This is a genomic window from Macrococcoides bohemicum, from assembly GCF_003259675.1.
Classification (GTDB): Bacteria; Bacillota; Bacilli; order Staphylococcales; family Staphylococcaceae; genus Macrococcoides; species Macrococcoides bohemicum.
In genome coordinates, this window is sequence record NZ_PZJG01000007.1 from 86,533 (window position 1) to 105,347 (window position 18,815).

Consider the following 18,815-nt stretch of genomic DNA (forward strand, 5'->3'; position numbering starts at 1 on the left):
AACATTAAGTTTTTAGAGTTAATCTGTTTATTTAAAGCAAAAGTGTTTTCATTTTTAACATTTCAAACTACAATCAACAAATGGACATTTAAAGGAGGATCAATGTATGGAATTCGACACAATTTCAAGTATTTCAACACCGATGGGAGAAGGCGCCATTGCTATCGTTAGACTTTCTGGAGATGAAGCGATAAATATTGCAGACAAGATATATAAAGGTAAGCACAAATTAATTAATGTTGATTCACACACGATAAATTACGGTCATATCATTGATCCTGAGACAAATGACATTGTTGAAGAAGTAATGGTGGCAGTAATGCGTGCACCTAGAACCTATACGAGAGAAGATATTGTTGAAATCAATTGTCATGGTGGTATTATGACTGTTAATCGTGTTTTAGAACTAACATTATCTAATGGTGCAAAGTTAGCTGAGCCAGGAGAATTTACGAAACGTGCATTTTTGAATGGTCGTATTGATTTATCTCAAGCAGAAGCAACAATGGATTTTATTCGTTCTAAAACAGATCGTGCGTCAAAAGTTGCGATGCAGCAAATTGAAGGTCGACTTAGCACACTTATTAAAGGATTGCGTCAATCAATCCTGGAAATTCTAGCACAAGTCGAAGTTAATATTGATTATCCTGAATATGATGATGTAGAAGAAGCAACGAATCAATTCTTATTAACAGAAGCTGAAAAGATAAAGACGAGCATTGAAGGATTATTACAAACTGGTACGCAAGGTAAAATCTTACGTGAAGGATTATCAACAGTTATCGTTGGTAAACCTAATGTTGGTAAATCTTCAATGTTAAATAATTTAATTCAAGATAATAAAGCAATTGTTACGGAAATTGCAGGAACTACACGTGATGTGTTAGAGGAATATGTAAACGTACGTGGCGTACCTTTACGTTTAGTAGATACGGCTGGTATTCGTGAAACAGACGATATCGTAGAAAAGATTGGTGTTGAACGTAGTCGTGAAGCTTTAAGCAAAGCTGATTTAATTCTTTACGTATTAAATTATAATGAAGCATTAACAGAAAGTGATCATCAGCTTGCTGAAGTTATTAAAAATGAAGATGTTATCGTTATTATTAACAAAACAGATTTATCACAAGCATTAGATATTGAAGCGGTGAAACAAATGGTTGGTGTAAATACGCCAATTGTGATGACATCGATGGTTGACCAAAGTGGTATCGAACAGTTAGAAGAGAAGATTCGTGATCTATTCTTTGAAGGAGCAGTATCGAATCAAGATATGACATATGTCTCAAATGCAAGACATATTAGTTTATTAAAAGATGCAAAACAATCAATCAGTGATGCTATTATTGCTGCTGAAAGTGGTGTACCGATAGATATGATTCAAATCGATCTAATAAAAACATGGGAGTTACTTGGAGAAGTAATTGGTGAGTCTGTTGCAGATGGCTTAATCGATCAGTTATTTAGCCAGTTCTGTTTAGGAAAATAAGGAGGAAATATTTTGGAACAAAGATATGATGTAATTGTTGTTGGTGCAGGTCATGCAGGTGTTGAAGCGGGATTAGCTGCAGCGAGAAAAGGTGCAAAGACTTTAATGCTGACAATTAATTTGGACTCAGTTGCTTTTATGCCATGTAATCCATCGGTAGGTGGTCCTGCAAAAGGAATTGTTGTCCGTGAAATTGATGCTTTAGGTGGCCAAATGGCTAAAACGATAGACAAAACGCACATTCAAATGCGTATGTTAAACACAGGTAAAGGACCAGCTGTACGTGCTTTACGTGCACAAGCAGATAAAGTGCTTTATCAGCAAGAAATGAAAGATGTTATAGAAAATACCGCCAACTTAGATATTATGCAAGGTATGGTTGAACGTTTAATCATTGAAGATGATAAAGTTAAAGGTGTAGAAACAATTATTGGTACAACGTACTATGCTGATGCAGTCGTACTTACTACGGGTACTTTTTTACGTGGGGAAATTATTTTAGGTAATATTAAATATTCTTCAGGACCAAACCACCAAATGCCATCAATCACATTAGCAGATCACTTACGTGAAATCGGCTTTGATATTGTGCGCTTTAAAACGGGAACACCACCTCGTGTGAATGGCAATACAATTGATTATTCGAAAACTGAAATTCAGCCTGGTGATGAAGTACCACGTGCATTCAGTTACGAAACGACTGAATTCATCTTAGATCAGTTACCTTGCTGGTTAACATATACAAATGCCGCAACACATAAAGTAATAGATGATAATCTGCATTTGTCTGCAATGTATTCAGGCATGATAAAAGGAACAGGTCCGCGCTATTGTCCATCGATTGAAGATAAATTCGTGCGTTTCAATGATAAACCTCGTCATCAAATTTTCTTAGAGCCAGAAGGACGTAATACGAAAGAAGTTTACGTTCAGGGGTTATCTACAAGCTTGCCGGAACACGTACAACTTCAAATGTTACAATCAATCCCTGGTCTTGAGAAAGCAGATATGATGCGTGCTGGATATGCGATTGAATATGATGCAATTGTGCCAACACAATTATGGCCAACACTTGAAACGAAAAAGATAGATGGCTTATTTACTGCGGGACAAATTAACGGAACGAGTGGATATGAAGAAGCAGCGGGTCAAGGTTTAATGGCGGGTATTAATGCTGCAGCAAAAGTATTAAATCAAGAACCATTAATTTTAGGACGTCACGAAGCTTATATTGGGGTCTTAATCGATGACTTAGTAACGAAAGGTACAAACGAACCATATCGACTACTTACAAGCCGTGCTGAACATCGTCTATTATTACGTCATGATAATGCTGATTTACGTTTAACGGAAATCGGTAAAGAAATAGGATTGATAGATGAAGCCCGTTATGCTAAATTTATTGCAAAGAAAGCTGCTATTTCCGAGGAAATAAAACGTTTAACAAATACCCGTATTAAACCAAATGCAGAAACACAGGAAATGATTGCTTCACGTGGTGGAGCTGCTTTAAAAGATGGTATTTTAGCGATTGATTTATTACGTCGACCTGAAATGGATTATAACGCTGTAGCTACACTCATAGACAATGAAGTCACAGTAGATGAAGCGGTCGCAGAACAAGTAGAAATCCAGACGAAGTACGAAGGCTATATTCAAAAGTCATTACAACAAGTTGAAAAAGTGAAACGTATGGAAAACAAAAAAATTCCAGAAAATATTGATTATGATGATATTCATTCATTAGCAACAGAAGCGCGTCAGAAATTAAAAGAAGTTAAACCATTAAGTATTGCGCAAGCTTCAAGAATTTCAGGTGTGAATCCTGCAGATATTTCAATTTTATTAGTCTATATTGAACAGGGAAAAATTAAAAGGGTGAACTAGATGAACGAGACGCAATTCGTACAAAAATTACAGGAAAAAGGCTTTACTATCACTGAAAAACAACAAAAACAATTTGCAATTTACTATGAAACTTTAGTAGAGTGGAATAAGCTAATGAATTTAACTGCTGTGACTGAAAAAGAAGAAGTATATTTAAAGCACTTTTTTGATTCAATTACACCAAGTTTTTATTATGATTTTACAAAGGTTCAGTCCATTTGTGATGTAGGTGCGGGTGCTGGGTTTCCAAGCATACCATTAAAAATTATGTTCCCTCATCTTGAAGTGACGATCGTTGATTCATTAAATAAACGCATCAACTTCTTAAATCATTTAAGTGTTGAACTTGGTTTGACGAACGTTCGATTTATTCATGATCGTGCTGAAACGTTTGGTAAGGGTGAGTACCGTGAATCATTTGATGTTGTAACAGCACGCGCAGTTGCTCGTCTTTCAGTACTCAGCGAATTGTGTTTACCTCTTGTTAAAAAAGGCGGTCATTTTATAGCGTTAAAAGGTGCACAAGGTGAAATAGAAGTGGAAGAAGGTTTATTTGCAATTTCAATTTTAGGTGGAGAAGTAATTCATAATCATCCTTTAACGTTACCAGAAGAAGATAGTATGCGTTATATTTTGGATATTGAAAAGAAACGTCAAACACCTAAAAAATATCCACGCAAACCAGGCACACCGAATAAAGAGCCTTTATTAAAGTAAGATACTAAATTGTTATCGTATTTTGAAGTGAAAGTGAGTCGATTGATATGAAAAAACCCTTTTCTAAGTTATTTGGACTAAAAGATAAAGAAGAAGATGTTGATGTACAGCGTCAGAATGGTAATGTTGTTACTGTCCCAGTAGAACGTATTGTACCGAACAGATATCAACCAAGACAAATTTTTGATGAAGAAAAGATTAAAGAATTAGCAGAATCCATTCGTTCATATGGTTTATTACAACCTATTGTGGTACGTCCAATTGAAGAAGGTATGTATGAGATTATTGCAGGCGAGAGAAGGTTTCGTGCATTAAAGTTCAATAGCACTGCTGAAACAGAAGTAATTGTTAAACAGATGAATGACAAAGAAACTGCTGCGATTGCTTTAATCGAAAATATTCAACGTGAAAATTTATCAGCTGTTGAAGAAGCGGAAGCTTATAAGAAGTTATTAGACTTAGATAGTATTACGCAACAGGATCTTGCGACTAGTTTAGGTAAAAGTCAGTCATTTATTGCGAATAAGTTAAGACTATTACGTTTATCTCAACCGATTTTAGATGCATTGGGCAAGCAGCAAATTACAGAACGACATGCCAGAGCATTGCTTGCTTTAGATGAAGTTGGGCAAAAAAAGATGCTGGACATTATTAAAAGCCAAAATTTAAATGTGAAGCAGACAGAAGAACGTGTTAAGCGCTTGTTGGGTGGAGAAGATGTGAAACCTAAACGTATTGGCTTCACGAGAGATTTAAAGCTTGCATTCAATACAATCGGTGAAAGTTTAAAAGCAGTTGAGAAAAGCGGCGTAAAAGTAAAACGTAAAGATACCGAGTATGAAAATTTCTATGAAATTTCTATAAAAGTATTTAAGAATGATATGAATCAATAAAGTGGATGATACTTTCATCCACTTTTTTCTGTTCACGGATTGTCTGTGCAGAATTTCGATAAAATTGTTATAATCGTTACTATATGAAAAACATGAGTAGGAGAGAATATTGATGACAAAAATATTGGCCATCGCAAATCAAAAAGGTGGAGTTGGTAAAACGACAACTTCAGTTAACTTAAGTGCTGCATTAGCAGAACTTGGTAAAAAAGTTTTATTAGTAGATACCGATCCTCAAGGTAATGCCACGAGTGGTGTTGGTGTAGATAAAAATAACGTAGAAAATTCAGTGTACGACATGCTTGTTGAAGATGTGAATATCAATAAATGTGTTTTGGAAACAGCGGTTGAAAACTTATATATTATTCCAGCTAATATTGCATTAGCTGGTGCTGAAATTGAGTTAGTTTCTGCGATGAGCAGAGAAGTACGTTTAAAATATGCATTTAAAGAGTTAGAAACTGATTTTGATTATATCATCATTGATTGTCCACCTTCATTAGGTTTGTTGACAATCAATTCATTTACTGCAGCGAATGGAATCGTAATCCCTGTACAATGTGAATACTATGCGCTAGAAGGTTTGAGTCAATTACTTAACACAATTCGTTTAGTACAACGTCATTTAAATCAATCGCTTGAAATTGAAGGTGTATTATTAACGATGCTGGATGCACGTACGAATTTAGGTAATGATGTGATTGCAGAAGTAAAAGACCACTTTGGTGAAAAAGTATACGATACAATTATTCCTCGTAACGTACGATTATCAGAAGCACCATCTCACGGACAACCAATCAGTGTGTACGATGCCCGTTCAACGGGGGCGAAGACTTATAAGAGCTTAGCTGAGGAGGTTGTACGCCATGGCTAGAGGATTAGGTAAAGGATTAGGAAGGGGCTTAGACGCACTTTTCCAGGAAAACCAACAGGATGAATTAGTAGAAGATATCAGTCTTTCAGAATTACGACCAAATCCATATCAGCCGCGTCATGAATTTGATGAGCAGGCATTGAACGAATTAAGTAAATCGATTAAGATGCATGGTGTACTGCAACCTATCGTTGTACGTAAGTCAGTGAAAGGTTATGACATTGTTGTAGGTGAAAGACGTTTTAGAGCAAGTAAATTAGCAGGTAAAGTAAAGATTCCGGCAATCGTTAAGCAATTAACTGATACACAAATGATGGAACTTGCAGTGATAGAGAATTTACAGCGTGAAGATTTAAATCCACTGGAGGAAGCGAAAAGCTATCAATTTCTAATGGATAAATTAAATTTAACACAAGCTGAAACAGCTGACCGATTAGGTAAATCAAGACCATATATTGCGAATATGCTGCGGCTTATGAATTTACCACAGGCGGTTAAAGATTTAATTGATCAGAAGAAGATTTCAGGCGGACACGGACGTACACTACTTGGCCTAAAATCAGAAGAAGAAATGATTACAGTTGCCAAAAAAGTAATCGCTGAATCAATGAGTGTGCGTGAACTAGAGAAATATATTAAAGATTTAAATCATACAGAAGCTAAGCCGAAGAAAGAAAAGAAAAAACCAGTGTTTCTTGTGAAACATGAAGAAAACTTAAAACGTCATTTAGGAACAAAAGTAGAAATTTCTAAATCGCGTAAAAAAGGAAAAATTGCAATTGAGTTTACTTCTGAAGAAGAGTTTAATCGTCTTATTGCATTGTTAGAGAATACACAGTAGGTGAATGTTGTGAATGATATTATTAATGAATTAAAGGTCATATTTTTTGATACAAAGATGTGGTTGAATATTGCTACTGATATTTTATGGTCCATTATGCTCATTATTATAGCGGTCATTATTGTGCGCATTGTTAATAAGTTCATTGAACAATTTTTTAGAGTCAGACGTAAAACAAATTTTTCACAATCAACAAAACGGGACACAACGTTAATCAAACTACTGCAAAATATTGCATCATATGTAATTTGGTTTATCGTTTTAACGACAATACTGAGTAACTTTGGTGTGAAAGTCGAAAGTATTATCGCGGGGGCTGGTATTGCTGGTATCGCCATTGGATTTGGTGCACAAACTTTGGTCAAAGATGTTATTACTGGTTTTTTTATTATCTTTGAAAATCAATTTGATGTTGGAGATTATGTTAGAATAAATACAACAGGCACTACTGTTGCAGAAGGCACTGTTCAATCTATCGGTCTGCGCTCAACACGTATCAAGTCATTTACAGGGGAACTTACGATTTTGCCTAATGGCACAATGAATGAAATTGTTAATTTCTCAGTAAATAACTCAATTGCGATATTCGATATTTCCGTATCAAGTGAAGAAAATATCTCGCATATAGAATCAATATTGCAGCCCTATTTATTAACATTACCTGAGAAATATGCTGATTTAGTAAAAGCACCTGAAATGTTAGGTGTTGAAATGGTTAGTGCAGGAGAAACAAAAATAAGAATGTCGGCAGAAACTTTACCAAATAATCATGTGAAAGTTTCAAGAATATTACGTGGTGATATTAAAGAGTTTTTAGATCAAAATGGCATTCACGTACCTATGCCACGTGTTGTTATGTACAATCAACCAAATAAGGGTGATCACAATGCAAAATGATTATGAATTAAATACAATTGTTGAAATGAAGAAACCCCATGCGTGTGGAGAGAAACTTTTTAAAGTAGTTCGTTTAGGTGCGGATATCCGTATTAAATGTGAAGGTTGCGGTCGTAGTATTATGCTACCGAGACAAGCATTCAATAAAAAAATTAAAAAGATAACGGCACATGCCGAATAAGGAGAAGAAATTATGGCTTTAACAGCAGGAATTGTAGGATTACCAAACGTAGGAAAATCAACATTATTTAATGCAATTACAAAGGCAGGAGCACTTGCAGCTAACTATCCGTTTGCTACAATTGACCCTAACGTTGGTATCGTAGAAGTACCAGACGTACGTTTAGATAAATTAACTGAATTAGTTACACCTAAAAAGACAGTACCAACAGCATTTGAATTTACTGATATCGCTGGTATCGTTAAAGGTGCATCTAAAGGTGAAGGTTTAGGAAATAAATTCTTATCTCATATCCGTGACGTTGACGCAATTTGTCAAGTAGTGCGTGCATTTGAAGACGAGAATATTACACACGTATCAGGTAAAGTAAACCCTGTAGATGATATTGAAGTTATCAATATGGAGTTAATCTTAGCGGACTTAGAATCTGTTGAAAAACGCTATGCTCGTGTGCAGAAGATGGCAAAACAAAAAGATAAAGATGCAATGGTTGAAGAATCAATCTTAGCAATTATTAAAGAAGCTTTAGAAAATGAACGTCCTGCAAGAAGTATTGAATTCTCTCCGGAACAAGAGAAAGTTGTTAAAGGTATGCACTTGTTAACTGCAAAGCCAATGTTATATGTGGCAAATGTATCTGAAGACGATTTAGTAGCAGGAGAAGAAAATGAACATGTAAAAGCAATTAAAGCATATGCTGATAATGAAGGTTCACAAGTAATTGTTATCAGTGCACGTATTGAAGAAGAGTTAGCGGCATTAGATGAAGAAGATAAAAAAGAATATTTAGCAGATCTGGGTATTGAAGAATCTGGGTTAGATAAATTGATCAAAGCTTCATATCACTTATTAGGTCTTGCTACTTACTTTACAGCTGGTGTACAAGAAGTGCGTGCATGGACGTTTAAACGTGGTATGACTGCACCCCAATGTGCAGGAATCATTCATACTGACTTTGAACGTGGATTTATCAGAGCAGAAATTGTAAGTTATGATGATTTAATTGAACATAATGGTATGACTGCTGCAAAAGAGGCGGGTCGTGTACGTTTAGAAGGAAAAGATTATATCATGCAGGATGGCGACGTTGTTCACTTTAGATTTAATGTATAATCAAACAAACAGGAGCATAACATGCAACCATTAAAGCGAATCATATACTGTATCAAAGTTATTATTAAGTCTGAAGACAAAGTAAATCCGATATACCATGTTACATATCATTATTTAGTACAGGCAGTTGCAATATCTGAACCAGTGAAACTAAATGATTCAATTTACAATAAAGTCTCATTTCCAAAAACGGCGATACGCTATTTAGACATTATCGAAACTGATGAAATAAATCCGGATGACACAGATTATGAAGAATACGTTTATTTGCATCGTACCGGTGATATTAAATTATTCTATTCAAAAGAAATGGTGACTTATCAATTAAATGAAGTTCATCATTAATTTATAAAAGAAATGATTGATGAAAAAAGTAAACTATGCTATAATTCTCTATTGTGAGTAATGAAAATTATTCCTTGCTTTATTAAATAATAAAGCCGCATAGACCATAAGGAGGTGTAAAAGATGAGAAAATACGAAATTATGTATGTCGTACGTCCGAACATTGAGGAAGATGCTAAGAAAGCTTTAATCGAGCGTTTCGAAGAGATTCTTACTTCTAACGGAGCGGAAATCATCGAATCAAAGGATTGGGGTAAACGTCGTTTAGCTTACGAAATCAACGATTTTAAAGAAGGTTTCTACCAAATCGTTAAAGTAAACTCAACTGATGCTGCTACAAACGAATTCGATCGTTTAGCAAAAATCAACGATGACATTATCCGTCATATCGTTATACGCGAAGAAGAAAAATAAACCTAACATGTGGGGGCGATTTATTTGCTTAACCGAGTTGTATTAGTAGGTCGTTTAACAAAAGATCCAGAATACAGAGTCACACCATCAGGCGTGTCAGTAGCTACATTTACATTAGCAGTTAATCGCACATTTACAAATGCTCAAGGAGAGAGACAAGCTGATTTTATCAACTGTGTCGTTTTCCGTAAACAAGCAGAAAATGTGAATAACTTCTTAAACAAAGGTAGTTTAGCTGGGGTAGATGGCAGATTGCAATCACGTAGTTATGATAATCAAGAAGGCCGTAGAGTATATGTAACGGAAGTAATTTGTGATTCAGTACAGTTCTTAGAACCGAAGAATGCAAATCAAAATCGTTCAAATAATGACCCGAGTCAAGACTATTCAAGTTATGATCAAGGTGATTATGGACAACAATCTCAAGGTCAAAATTATCAATCAAATCATAATAACAACAATCAACAACAGTCTAATGCATCAGCACCATCAACGAATCCATTTGCAAATGCAACTGGTCCGATTGATATCAGTGATGATGATTTACCGTTCTAATAAAGAAAATTGTAAGTAAGGGAGGCAACAATCATGGCAGGTGGACCAAGAAGAGGCGGTCGTCGTCGTAAAAAGGTTTGTTATTTCACAGCAAACGGAATTACACATATCGACTATAAAGAAGTAGAAATGCTTAAAAAATTCATTTCTGAACGCGGTAAAATTTTACCACGTCGTGTAACAGGTACTTCAGCTAAATACCAACGTATGTTAACTGTAGCGATCAAACGTGCACGTCATATGGCATTATTACCATATGTTAAAGATGAACAATAAGATATAATTCATAAGCTGCAATCCTAATGGATTGCAGCTTATTTTTTGTTTATCAAATTTTCAAAAAATTTATATTTAATTCACATTTATTATAAAAATTTAATATTAATTATAGTGTTATTTTACAATTAAAGTGTTGAAATTGTTATAAAAAGTAAATATAATAATTTTGTAATTATTAATATCTTTTAATAATCACATAAAACTTAGGGAGGGAGGTTGACCAATATGAACAATTGGCTAGATACGAATCATTCCTTTGAATTGAATCCATTTAACCGATTGATTTTGTACAAAATTTATCATATCTTAGAAAAGCTCGATCCACTTAATGTTGAAATGCATAGATTACATCAGAAGATTGTGAGAGATGGTCTCGACTCTCAGAATCATATTTTGCTGGAAGAACTGGCTTTAGAATATGAAAAAATACCTTCTCATGTAACAGAATTTGTTGAAGCAGTCATTAGAATGTATGTGCATATGACAAAATCATATACAGCACTTACAAAAAGTGAAATCGAAGTTTTAAAAGATCATCCTTATTTTTCTTTCTTAGGATTTAATCTTAATGAAGAAACGGATTATGAATTATACGCATTCTTTTATCTTCAAGAAATGCACCATTACGAAGGAAAGATAGATTTATCACTATTTAGCACGCTTTCAAAAAAACCGTTAGGCATCAAAGCTTATCAACTTATGTTAGATGTTTATGAGTACCATAAAATAAACACGTACCTTTCATTTGAAGTACTATGTAAAATATTAAAGTAGCTATACATAATCTTAAAATATAAAAAACAAGGCTGGGACAGAAGTGTTCTGTCGTTTAAGCTGTTAAACAGAAGAGAGCTAAGACTTATGTCTCACCCTTATTACATTTCAGCTAATAACTGATCGATTGTTTTAAGGTCAATATTATTGCATCGAACATATTTAACACGATAAATATGTTCGATTGCTGTTCGCGCCTCTATTTTATTGCTCGTTTTTAAATACAAATTCATAGGTACAGGATCGTCTTCACGTAGACCGGGTTGATGATAATTGAAATTTGTTTTTGTAAAGCCAAACTTCTTGTAAAATGCGTCAAGTGGGCTATTCCCATCGGCATCTTTTTCACATTCAAGCATGATATGTTCTAATACGGTGCCATTATTCTCACAAAGTTTTACCATGATATCTTCAGCCTCATTCATAAGTTGAAGCGCTATTTGTTTCCCACGTACTTCTGGATTAACGACGAGATATACGATGTAACCTATACGATATGTCACTTCTAAATGGAATGCAATAAAACCATACAGTATATCATCTTCATAGGCAGCGATAAAATGATAACTTTCTTCATCTTGTCTTTTAACGTTAAAAGACTGTGTAAATACTTCAATAGGTTCTCGAATTTCATAATCAAATTCAGCATTATATAAATCCATACATTGCTGAAAATAATGATCAGGTTCTGTAAGATGTAAAAATTTCATTTTAATACTCCGTTTACATTATTTAATATCCTTATTGTATCACTTCAACCCATTTAAAGCACTTTTAGAAATTTAACATAAAAAAGAAAAGTCCCGAAGGACTTTTCTTTTTTATGTTGTAATTAACGACGGTCAGTTAAGTCGTTACCTAAATCATCGCGACGGTCAGTTAAGTCGTTATCTAAATCATCGCGACGGTGAGCATTTGTATCGTCGATTTCAACTTCTTCACGACGAACTTCTTCTGAAACATGCTCAGTGTCAGTTACACGGTTTTTCTTGATTAATAATTCTTCAGATACTACGTTTTCTTTATCGATAGACACGCGTTCTTCAGTTAATGGGACACGGATAGTTTCTTCGTCTAAATCGTTATCGAAGTGACCATCAGCTACAGTTTCGTTAACTTTACGACGTTCAATTGTAACTTCATCGTGAGATACTGGTACATCAAATTCTTGACGTTCAGATACTACATTTTTGTCGATTGTAACTTCACCCGATTGAACTACATCTTTGTTTACACGTAAACGTTCTTCATGTAATTGAATTTTTTCATCATCTGAAATGTCGTTACGGTCTCTTAAATCGCTATCTAAATTGTTTAAACGCTCTTCTCTTGATAAGTTGTTGTACTCCTCATAGCTTAATCCACTGTTATTGTAATTGTTATTGTTATTCATATTTACTACTTCCTCTCCATTGTTTAAGTTATTTCTTTTGTGTTTCTCTGCATAATCCGCATCAGTATCAACATTCACACTTGCCGCGTATCCAAGACCTGTATGGTCAGTTTCATTAATGTGATCTGGAACATCATTGTCCCTTAAAGTACTACCTTCATCAGTAGCGTAAGCATCATTGTCTACATAAAGTAGAATTTTTCCGCTGTCTACAGCATTATCATACTCGACACGCTCTGATTCACTTAATTCTAATTTGTCAAACACTCGATGTTGTGGGTCTTCTCCAGTGAAGAATGCTGCCACTTTATCACCGAAAGAACCTTCAGCATCTTTAAATTGTACATCTGTATAATCTAAAGCTGAACCATCTAATTTGTTTTTAGAAATGACATGTAAGTCATGCTCTGCAATACCTTGTGTTTTTAGTTGGTCGATTCTACGTAATAAACTTTCTTCATTTAAAAATGTTTCTAAGTTTCTCATTTTCATCGTACCTCCAAATTGTTTGTATTGTCGTTGCTTGATGACTGTTGTTTTGTTGTTATGCTAATTAGATACCCGTGAACTTAAAAGGTAAACACAAATAATAAAGAATTTTTTCTAAATTTAGAGAATTAATAGTGACATACATATGGAAGAAAAGCATACTTTTTTATAAAAAAATATTTTAAAAATATTAAGTTTATAAGAGATTAACATACTTTTACCGTCATCGAGTCAGATAAATTGCGATTAAAAAATTAATCTATTTAATATATTACATACTGATTATTTTGAATAATGCGTCATTTTAAAGCGGTATTGCTAATTAAGTATAACTTTGATATTATCTATAAAATATTATAAATAAGAATAACTCATATAAATTAAAGGATATGGCTTTAGCGTTTCTACCACATTACCGTAAATAATGTGACTATGAGTAATAAAAGTGATATTTATTCATATAAATACACTTATTACTCATCTTAAATTTTATTTAAGATGAGTTTTTTTTATATTCTTTTAACATTTTTTTATCAAATTTATGGAGGTCGTTATGGAATTATTGCAGCAAAAAGTTAAAGAAGACGGTGTAGTAATTGATGGAGGAATTCTGAAGGTTGATTCTTTCTTGAATCATCAAATTGATGCAAAGTTAATGCATGAAATAGGCAAGACGTTCTATGAGACGTACAAAGATGAGAACATTACCAAAATCCTGACAATTGAAGCATCAGGGATTGCACCAGCTATTATGGCAGCATTGCATTTTGATGTGCCTTGTTTATTTGCAAAGAAGGCACAGCCAAGCACTTTAACAGAAGAAGTTTATCAGACGGATATCCATTCGTATACGAAGAATAAAACAAATCATGTTATTATTTCTAAAAAATTTTTAAATGAGAATGATCGAGTATTAATCATTGATGATTTTTTAGCAAATGGTGAGGCGGCACTTGGATTATATGATTTAGTAAATCAAGCAGGGGCAAGTTGTGCGGGTGTTGGTATCGTAGTTGAAAAAAGCTTCCAAAAAGGATACCAAAGACTAATAGATAAAGGATTAAGTGTCACAAGTTTATGTAGAATCGCTTCTTTAGATGATAATAAAGTGACATTGGTAGGCGAATAAGATGAAAAATTTATTATTAAGTATTCAGCATTTGCTCGCAATGTATGCTGGAGCAATTATTGTTCCAATCATAGTCGGGCATGCATTAGGGTTTAGCGCACAAGAAACGGCATATTTAGTTTCTGTCGATATCTTTATGTGTGGTGTTGCTACATTCCTACAAGTATATAAAGGTATCGGGATTGGCTTACCTGTAGTACTTGGATGTACCTTTACTGCCGTAACCCCAATGATTATGGTAGGTTCAAAACACGGAATAGATGTCCTTTATGGATCACTCTTTGCTTCAGGGATTATTATCGTACTTATTTCACCGTTCTTTTCCTATCTGGTAAAGATATTCCCGCCAGTAGTAACAGGTAGTGTTGTAACGATTATTGGTATTACGTTAATGCCGGTGGCGATGAATAATCTTGCTGGTGGACAAGGTAGTAAAGACTACGGAGCTCCGCTTAATATTTTATTAGGTTTAATCACTTTAATCATTATATTAGTTATTCATAGATTATCTACCGGATTTATTCGTTCAATCGCGATATTACTCGGTTTAGTCATCGGTACAGTAATTGCTTCATTCTTTGGCTTAGTAAATTTAAATCCTGTACATGAATCTAACTGGTTCGAATTACCGAAACCATTTAGATTTGCAGGATTTAAATTTGAATTAGGATCAATTTTATTATTTGTTATTGTAGGAATCGTCAGCTTAATTGAATCAACAGGTGTTTATTCAGCACTAAGTGAGATTACAAAAACAAAAATAGATAGAAAAGATATATCTAAAGGTTATCGTGCAGAAGGAATTGCGATTGTTTTAGGTTCTATCTTCAACGCATTTCCGTATACGGCATATTCACAAAACGTAGGACTCGTTTCATTATCGGGTGTGAAATCAAATAAAGTTATGTATGGTATGGTCGGTTTATTATTGTTATGTGGATCGATTCCGAAACTTGGTGCAATTGCGACAATCATTCCAACATCTGTTCTAGGTGGTGCAATGATTGCCATGTTCGGTATGGTCATGGCATATGGTGTGAAAATGCTTGGTGCTATTGATTTCACAAGACAAGATAATCTATTGATTATTGCAGTATCTGTCGGGATCGGATTAGGCATAACAACAGTACCGGAAGCTTTCAGCAAGTTTGGCAATGACTATGAATGGTTGACACAAAATGGAATTGTTATCGGTACATTTACTGCCATTATCCTTAATTTATTTTTTAACGGATTAAAAGATAAACAAATACGTGAAAATGTGAAATAATAGAACTACTAAAATTTTAAAAATATATGGAGGTCAAGTTAATTATGTGGGAAAACAAGTTTCAAAAAGAAGGTCTAACATTTGATGATGTATTATTAGTGCCAGGTCACTCAGAAGTATTACCACACACTGTAGATTTAAGCGTTTCTTTATCAGACCGTTTGAACTTAAAGATTCCAGTATTATCTGCTGGAATGGATACAGTTACAGAAGCAAAGATGGCAATTGCAATGGCGCGTCAAGGTGGTCTTGGTGTAATTCATAAGAATATGAGTATCGAACAACAAGCTGACGAAGTTCAAAAGGTTAAACGTTCAGAAAATGGCGTTATCACAAATCCATTCTACTTAACACCGGATGAGCAAGTATTCGCTGCAGAACATTTAATGGGTAAATACCGTATTTCAGGTGTGCCGATTGTTAATAGTGAAGAAGAGATGAAACTTGTAGGTATTTTAACAAACCGTGATTTACGCTTTATTGAAGATTATTCGATTAAAATTTCAGATGTTATGACAAGTGAAAAACTTGTAACTGCACCTGTAGGAACAACGTTAGAACAAGCTGAAAAAATGTTACAACAACATAAAATTGAAAAGTTACCGATTGTTGATGAAACAGGTCATTTAACAGGTTTAATTACAATTAAAGATATCGAGAAAGTCATTGAATTCCCTAATGCTGCAAAAGATGAGCATGGACGTTTATTAGTCGCAGCAGCAGTAGGTATTGCAAAAGATACGATTACACGTGCGACTAAACTTGTTGAAGCGGGAACAGATGCTTTAGTGATTGATACAGCACATGGTCATTCTAAAGGTGTATTAGAGATGGTTTCTGAACTTAAGAAGAACTTCCCTGAAGTAACATTAATTGCGGGTAACGTTGCTACAGCAGAAGGTACACGTGCTTTAATCGAAGCAGGTGCGGATGTCGTTAAAGTTGGTATTGGACCAGGTTCAATTTGTACAACACGTGTTGTAGCCGGTGTTGGTGTACCACAGATTACTGCAATTTATGATGCAGCGACAGAAGCGAAGAAACATGGTAAAGCAATTATTGCAGATGGTGGTATTAAATTCTCTGGAGATATCGCGAAAGCATTAGCTGCCGGTGGTCATGCAGTAATGTTAGGATCATTACTTGCAGGTACGACTGAATCACCTGGAGATACTGAAATCTTCCAAGGCCGTCAATACAAAGTATATCGTGGTATGGGATCACTTGGCGCGATGGAAAAAGGTTCTAAAGACCGTTACTTCCAGGAAGATAAAGATGCGAAGAAATTTGTACCGGAAGGTATCGAAGGGCGTATCGCATATAAAGGTGCATTACAAGATACTGTTTACCAATTAATAGGTGGTTTAAGAAGTGGTATGGGTTATACAGGTTCGAAAGATTTAGAAGCTTTACGTGAAGAAGCAATGTTTATCCGTATGACAGGTGCTGGATTAATCGAAAGTCATCCACATGATGTTCAAATTACGAAAGAATCGCCAAACTATTCAATGTAAGAATATCTTCACACGACAAATTACATTATAATATACTTAACTTAACTAAAAGGAGAACAAACTATGGAAATGGCATTTGAACAGGAACTTATATTAGTTCTTGATTTTGGAAGTCAGTATAACCAGTTGATCACACGACGTATTCGTGAGATGGGTGTTTATTCAGAACTTCACGATCATGAAATTTCAATTGAAGAGATTAAAAAGATGAATCCTAAAGGAATCATTCTTTCAGGGGGGCCAAATTCAGTTTATGAAGAAGGTTCGTTTACGGTAGATCCTGAAATCTTTAATTTAGGTGTACCTGTAATGGGTATTTGCTATGGTATGCAGTTAATGACAAAATTATTAGGCGGAACTGTAGAACGTGCAAATGAACGTGAGTACGGTAAAGCAGTCATTAAAGCAGAAACACATTCATTGTTTACAAAACTTCCAGAAGAACAAACAGTATGGATGAGTCACAGCGATAAAGTAATCAACCTACCTGAAGGTTTTAATGTCATTGCACATTCACCAAGCTGTAAATATGCAGCGATTGAGAATCCTGAACGTAATTTATATGGAGTTCAATTCCATCCTGAAGTACGTCATTCTGAATATGGAAATGATTTATTACGTAACTTTATCCGCGAAATCTGTAAGTGTACAGGTGAATGGACAATGGAAAACTTCATCGAAATCGAAATCGAGAAGATTCGCGAAAAAGTTGGAGATAGAAAAGTTATCTGTGCGATGAGTGGTGGTGTAGATTCATCAGTAGTTGCAGTATTAATCCATAAAGCAATTGGCGATCAGTTAACTTGTATCTTCGTTGACCATGGTTTACTCCGTAAAGGTGAAGGCGATATGGTGATGAAACAGTTCGGTGAAGGATTTAACATGAATATTATTCGCGTTGATGCGAAAGAACGTTTTATGAGCAAATTAGCAGGGGTATCTGATCCTGAGAAGAAACGTAAGATTATCGGTAATGAGTTCGTATACTTATTCGATGAAGAAGCAACGAAATTAAAAGATGCTGATTTCTTAGCACAAGGAACTCTTTATACAGATATTATTGAATCAGGTACAAAGACTGCACAAACGATTAAATCACACCATAACGTTGGTGGACTACCAGAAGATATGCAGTTTGAATTAATCGAGCCTGTGAATACACTATTTAAAGACGAAGTACGTGCATTAGGTATTGAATTAGGTATCCCTGAACATTTAGTATGGCGTCAACCATTCCCGGGTCCTGGACTTGGAATCCGTGTACTAGGTGAAATTACTGAAGAGAAATTAGAAATCGTACGTGAATCTGATGCAATCTTAAGAGAGGTAATTGCTCAGGAAGGTCTTGAAAGAGATATTTGGCAATACTTCACTGTATTACCTGATATCCGTTCGGTTGGTGTTATGGGAGATTATAGAACATATGATTACACAGTAGGTGTACGTGCTGTAACAAGTATCGATGGTATGACAAGTGACTTTGCCAGAATCGATTGGGAAGTACTTCAAAAAGTATCGAGTCGTATCGTAAACGAAGTAGCACACGTTAACCGTGTTGTTTATGATATTACATCTAAGCCACCAAGCACGATTGAGTGGGAATAGAATTAACAAAAAATAAAAGGGGTGTGTTGTTAAACGATACATCTCTTTTTTTGTTCTTGAAACTTTATTCACAAATTGTCATAAAAAAGACACAAAATTAGCATTAAAAGGAAAATTTAAATAGGAAAATAGTTAGAATATATATATAGGAAAATA

20 protein-coding genes and 1 riboswitch are annotated in these 18,815 nt (G+C 34.7%); of the genes, 18 read left to right on the forward strand and 2 right to left on the reverse strand.

Going from position 1 to position 18,815, the window contains the following annotated elements; all coding sequences use genetic code 11:
• The first annotated feature begins 106 nt into the window (after positions 1-106).
• From mnmE to BHX94_RS10770, 14 genes are all read left to right on the forward strand, one after another.
• The gene (gene mnmE, locus BHX94_RS10705; RefSeq protein ID WP_111746562.1) at positions 107-1,489 is read left to right on the forward strand and encodes a tRNA uridine-5-carboxymethylaminomethyl(34) synthesis GTPase MnmE; all 1,383 of its coding nucleotides are present in this window, start codon (positions 107-109) and stop codon (positions 1,487-1,489) included.
• 12 nt (positions 1,490-1,501) lie between these two features.
• On the forward strand, positions 1,502-3,376 hold the full coding sequence (mnmG, locus tag BHX94_RS10710) for a tRNA uridine-5-carboxymethylaminomethyl(34) synthesis enzyme MnmG (RefSeq protein ID WP_111746564.1): 1,875 nt from the start codon (positions 1,502-1,504) through the stop codon (positions 3,374-3,376).
• Positions 3,377-4,093 (forward strand): 16S rRNA (guanine(527)-N(7))-methyltransferase RsmG, encoded by a 717-nt coding sequence (gene rsmG / locus BHX94_RS10715; protein WP_111746566.1) that lies wholly within the window; start codon positions 3,377-3,379, stop codon positions 4,091-4,093.
• Between the two features lie 47 nt (positions 4,094-4,140).
• Positions 4,141-4,986, forward strand: a complete 846-nt coding sequence (gene noc, locus BHX94_RS10720; RefSeq protein ID WP_111746568.1) for a nucleoid occlusion protein — start codon at positions 4,141-4,143, stop codon at positions 4,984-4,986.
• Between the two features lie 112 nt (positions 4,987-5,098).
• On the forward strand, positions 5,099-5,860 hold the full coding sequence (locus tag BHX94_RS10725; protein ID WP_096077764.1) for a ParA family protein: 762 nt from the start codon (positions 5,099-5,101) through the stop codon (positions 5,858-5,860).
• Positions 5,853-6,701, forward strand: coding sequence for a ParB/RepB/Spo0J family partition protein (locus tag BHX94_RS10730; RefSeq protein ID WP_096077765.1), 849 nt, complete (start codon positions 5,853-5,855; stop codon positions 6,699-6,701). The genes BHX94_RS10725 and BHX94_RS10730 overlap by 8 nt, the downstream gene beginning before the upstream one ends.
• A 9-nt stretch (positions 6,702-6,710) precedes the next feature.
• Positions 6,711-7,598: a mechanosensitive ion channel family protein gene (locus tag BHX94_RS10735; RefSeq protein ID WP_379875277.1), complete on the forward strand. Its 888-nt coding sequence runs from the start codon at positions 6,711-6,713 to the stop codon at positions 7,596-7,598.
• Positions 7,588-7,779, forward strand: a complete 192-nt coding sequence (locus tag BHX94_RS10740) for a DUF951 domain-containing protein (RefSeq protein ID WP_096077766.1) — start codon at positions 7,588-7,590, stop codon at positions 7,777-7,779. The genes BHX94_RS10735 and BHX94_RS10740 overlap by 11 nt, the downstream gene beginning before the upstream one ends.
• Before the next feature lie 12 nt (positions 7,780-7,791).
• Entirely contained in the window at positions 7,792-8,892 is a 1,101-nt protein-coding gene (gene ychF / locus BHX94_RS10745) for a redox-regulated ATPase YchF (RefSeq protein ID WP_111746570.1), read from the forward strand.
• Between the two features lie 21 nt (positions 8,893-8,913).
• Positions 8,914-9,237 carry a hypothetical protein gene (locus BHX94_RS10750; RefSeq protein WP_096077768.1) on the forward strand — a complete coding sequence of 108 codons (324 nt, stop codon included), beginning with the start codon at positions 8,914-8,916 and terminating at the stop codon, positions 9,235-9,237.
• A 123-nt stretch (positions 9,238-9,360) separates the two neighbouring features.
• On the forward strand, positions 9,361-9,651 hold the full coding sequence (gene rpsF / locus BHX94_RS10755; protein WP_096077769.1) for a 30S ribosomal protein S6: 291 nt from the start codon (positions 9,361-9,363) through the stop codon (positions 9,649-9,651).
• 24 nt (positions 9,652-9,675) lie between these two features.
• Positions 9,676-10,206: a single-stranded DNA-binding protein gene (gene ssb / locus BHX94_RS10760; protein WP_111746572.1), complete on the forward strand. Its 531-nt coding sequence runs from the start codon at positions 9,676-9,678 to the stop codon at positions 10,204-10,206.
• A 33-nt stretch (positions 10,207-10,239) separates the two neighbouring features.
• Positions 10,240-10,482 (forward strand): 30S ribosomal protein S18, encoded by a 243-nt coding sequence (gene rpsR, locus BHX94_RS10765; RefSeq protein WP_096077771.1) that lies wholly within the window; start codon positions 10,240-10,242, stop codon positions 10,480-10,482.
• Positions 10,483-10,710: 228 nt separating this feature from the next.
• A complete protein-coding gene (locus BHX94_RS10770) occupies positions 10,711-11,259 on the forward strand; it encodes a YfbU family protein (RefSeq protein ID WP_111746574.1) in 549 nt (182 codons plus the stop codon).
• 101 nt (positions 11,260-11,360) lie between these two features.
• Here BHX94_RS10770 and BHX94_RS10775 read toward each other — a convergent pair whose 3' ends face one another.
• Both BHX94_RS10775 and BHX94_RS10780 read right to left on the reverse strand, forming a co-directional pair.
• Complete coding sequence (locus BHX94_RS10775; RefSeq protein ID WP_111746576.1) at positions 11,361-11,969, reverse strand: GNAT family N-acetyltransferase; 609 nt, start codon at positions 11,967-11,969, stop codon at positions 11,361-11,363.
• A gap of 122 nt (positions 11,970-12,091) precedes the next feature.
• Positions 12,092-13,144: a YsnF/AvaK domain-containing protein gene (locus tag BHX94_RS10780; protein WP_111746578.1), complete on the reverse strand. Its 1,053-nt coding sequence runs from the start codon at positions 13,142-13,144 to the stop codon at positions 12,092-12,094.
• 348 nt (positions 13,145-13,492) lie between these two features.
• A riboswitch (purine riboswitch) is annotated at positions 13,493-13,594 on the forward strand.
• Between the two features lie 100 nt (positions 13,595-13,694).
• Here BHX94_RS10780 and xpt point away from each other — a divergent pair.
• From xpt to guaA, 4 genes are all read left to right on the forward strand, one after another.
• Positions 13,695-14,270 (forward strand): xanthine phosphoribosyltransferase, encoded by a 576-nt coding sequence (xpt, locus tag BHX94_RS10785; RefSeq protein WP_111746580.1) that lies wholly within the window; start codon positions 13,695-13,697, stop codon positions 14,268-14,270.
• 1 nt (position 14,271) lies between these two features.
• A complete protein-coding gene (locus BHX94_RS10790) occupies positions 14,272-15,540 on the forward strand; it encodes a nucleobase:cation symporter-2 family protein (protein WP_111746582.1) in 1,269 nt (422 codons plus the stop codon).
• A gap of 44 nt (positions 15,541-15,584) precedes the next feature.
• Positions 15,585-17,054 carry an IMP dehydrogenase gene (gene guaB, locus BHX94_RS10795; protein ID WP_111746584.1) on the forward strand — a complete coding sequence of 490 codons (1,470 nt, stop codon included), beginning with the start codon at positions 15,585-15,587 and terminating at the stop codon, positions 17,052-17,054.
• Between the two features lie 63 nt (positions 17,055-17,117).
• Positions 17,118-18,659 (forward strand): glutamine-hydrolyzing GMP synthase, encoded by a 1,542-nt coding sequence (gene guaA, locus BHX94_RS10800; protein WP_111746586.1) that lies wholly within the window; start codon positions 17,118-17,120, stop codon positions 18,657-18,659.
• The last annotated feature ends 156 nt before the right edge of the window (positions 18,660-18,815 follow it).

Coding starts and splice junctions, on each gene's coding strand:
- mnmE (WP_111746562.1), top strand. CDS start 107: ATGGAATTCGACACAATTTCAAGTATTTCAACACCGATGGGAGAAGGC.
- rsmG (WP_111746566.1), top strand. CDS start 3,377: ATGAACGAGACGCAATTCGTACAAAAATTACAGGAAAAAGGCTTTACT.
- noc (WP_111746568.1), top strand. CDS start 4,141: ATGAAAAAACCCTTTTCTAAGTTATTTGGACTAAAAGATAAAGAAGAA.
- BHX94_RS10725 (WP_096077764.1), top strand. CDS start 5,099: ATGACAAAAATATTGGCCATCGCAAATCAAAAAGGTGGAGTTGGTAAA.
- BHX94_RS10730 (WP_096077765.1), top strand. CDS start 5,853: ATGGCTAGAGGATTAGGTAAAGGATTAGGAAGGGGCTTAGACGCACTT.
- BHX94_RS10740 (WP_096077766.1), top strand. CDS start 7,588: ATGCAAAATGATTATGAATTAAATACAATTGTTGAAATGAAGAAACCC.
- ychF (WP_111746570.1), top strand. CDS start 7,792: ATGGCTTTAACAGCAGGAATTGTAGGATTACCAAACGTAGGAAAATCA.
- BHX94_RS10750 (WP_096077768.1), top strand. CDS start 8,914: ATGCAACCATTAAAGCGAATCATATACTGTATCAAAGTTATTATTAAG.
- rpsF (WP_096077769.1), top strand. CDS start 9,361: ATGAGAAAATACGAAATTATGTATGTCGTACGTCCGAACATTGAGGAA.
- rpsR (WP_096077771.1), top strand. CDS start 10,240: ATGGCAGGTGGACCAAGAAGAGGCGGTCGTCGTCGTAAAAAGGTTTGT.
- BHX94_RS10770 (WP_111746574.1), top strand. CDS start 10,711: ATGAACAATTGGCTAGATACGAATCATTCCTTTGAATTGAATCCATTT.
- BHX94_RS10775 (WP_111746576.1), bottom strand. CDS start 11,969: ATGAAATTTTTACATCTTACAGAACCTGATCATTATTTTCAGCAATGT.
- BHX94_RS10780 (WP_111746578.1), bottom strand. CDS start 13,144: ATGAAAATGAGAAACTTAGAAACATTTTTAAATGAAGAAAGTTTATTA.
- xpt (WP_111746580.1), top strand. CDS start 13,695: ATGGAATTATTGCAGCAAAAAGTTAAAGAAGACGGTGTAGTAATTGAT.
- BHX94_RS10790 (WP_111746582.1), top strand. CDS start 14,272: ATGAAAAATTTATTATTAAGTATTCAGCATTTGCTCGCAATGTATGCT.
- guaB (WP_111746584.1), top strand. CDS start 15,585: ATGTGGGAAAACAAGTTTCAAAAAGAAGGTCTAACATTTGATGATGTA.
- guaA (WP_111746586.1), top strand. CDS start 17,118: ATGGAAATGGCATTTGAACAGGAACTTATATTAGTTCTTGATTTTGGA.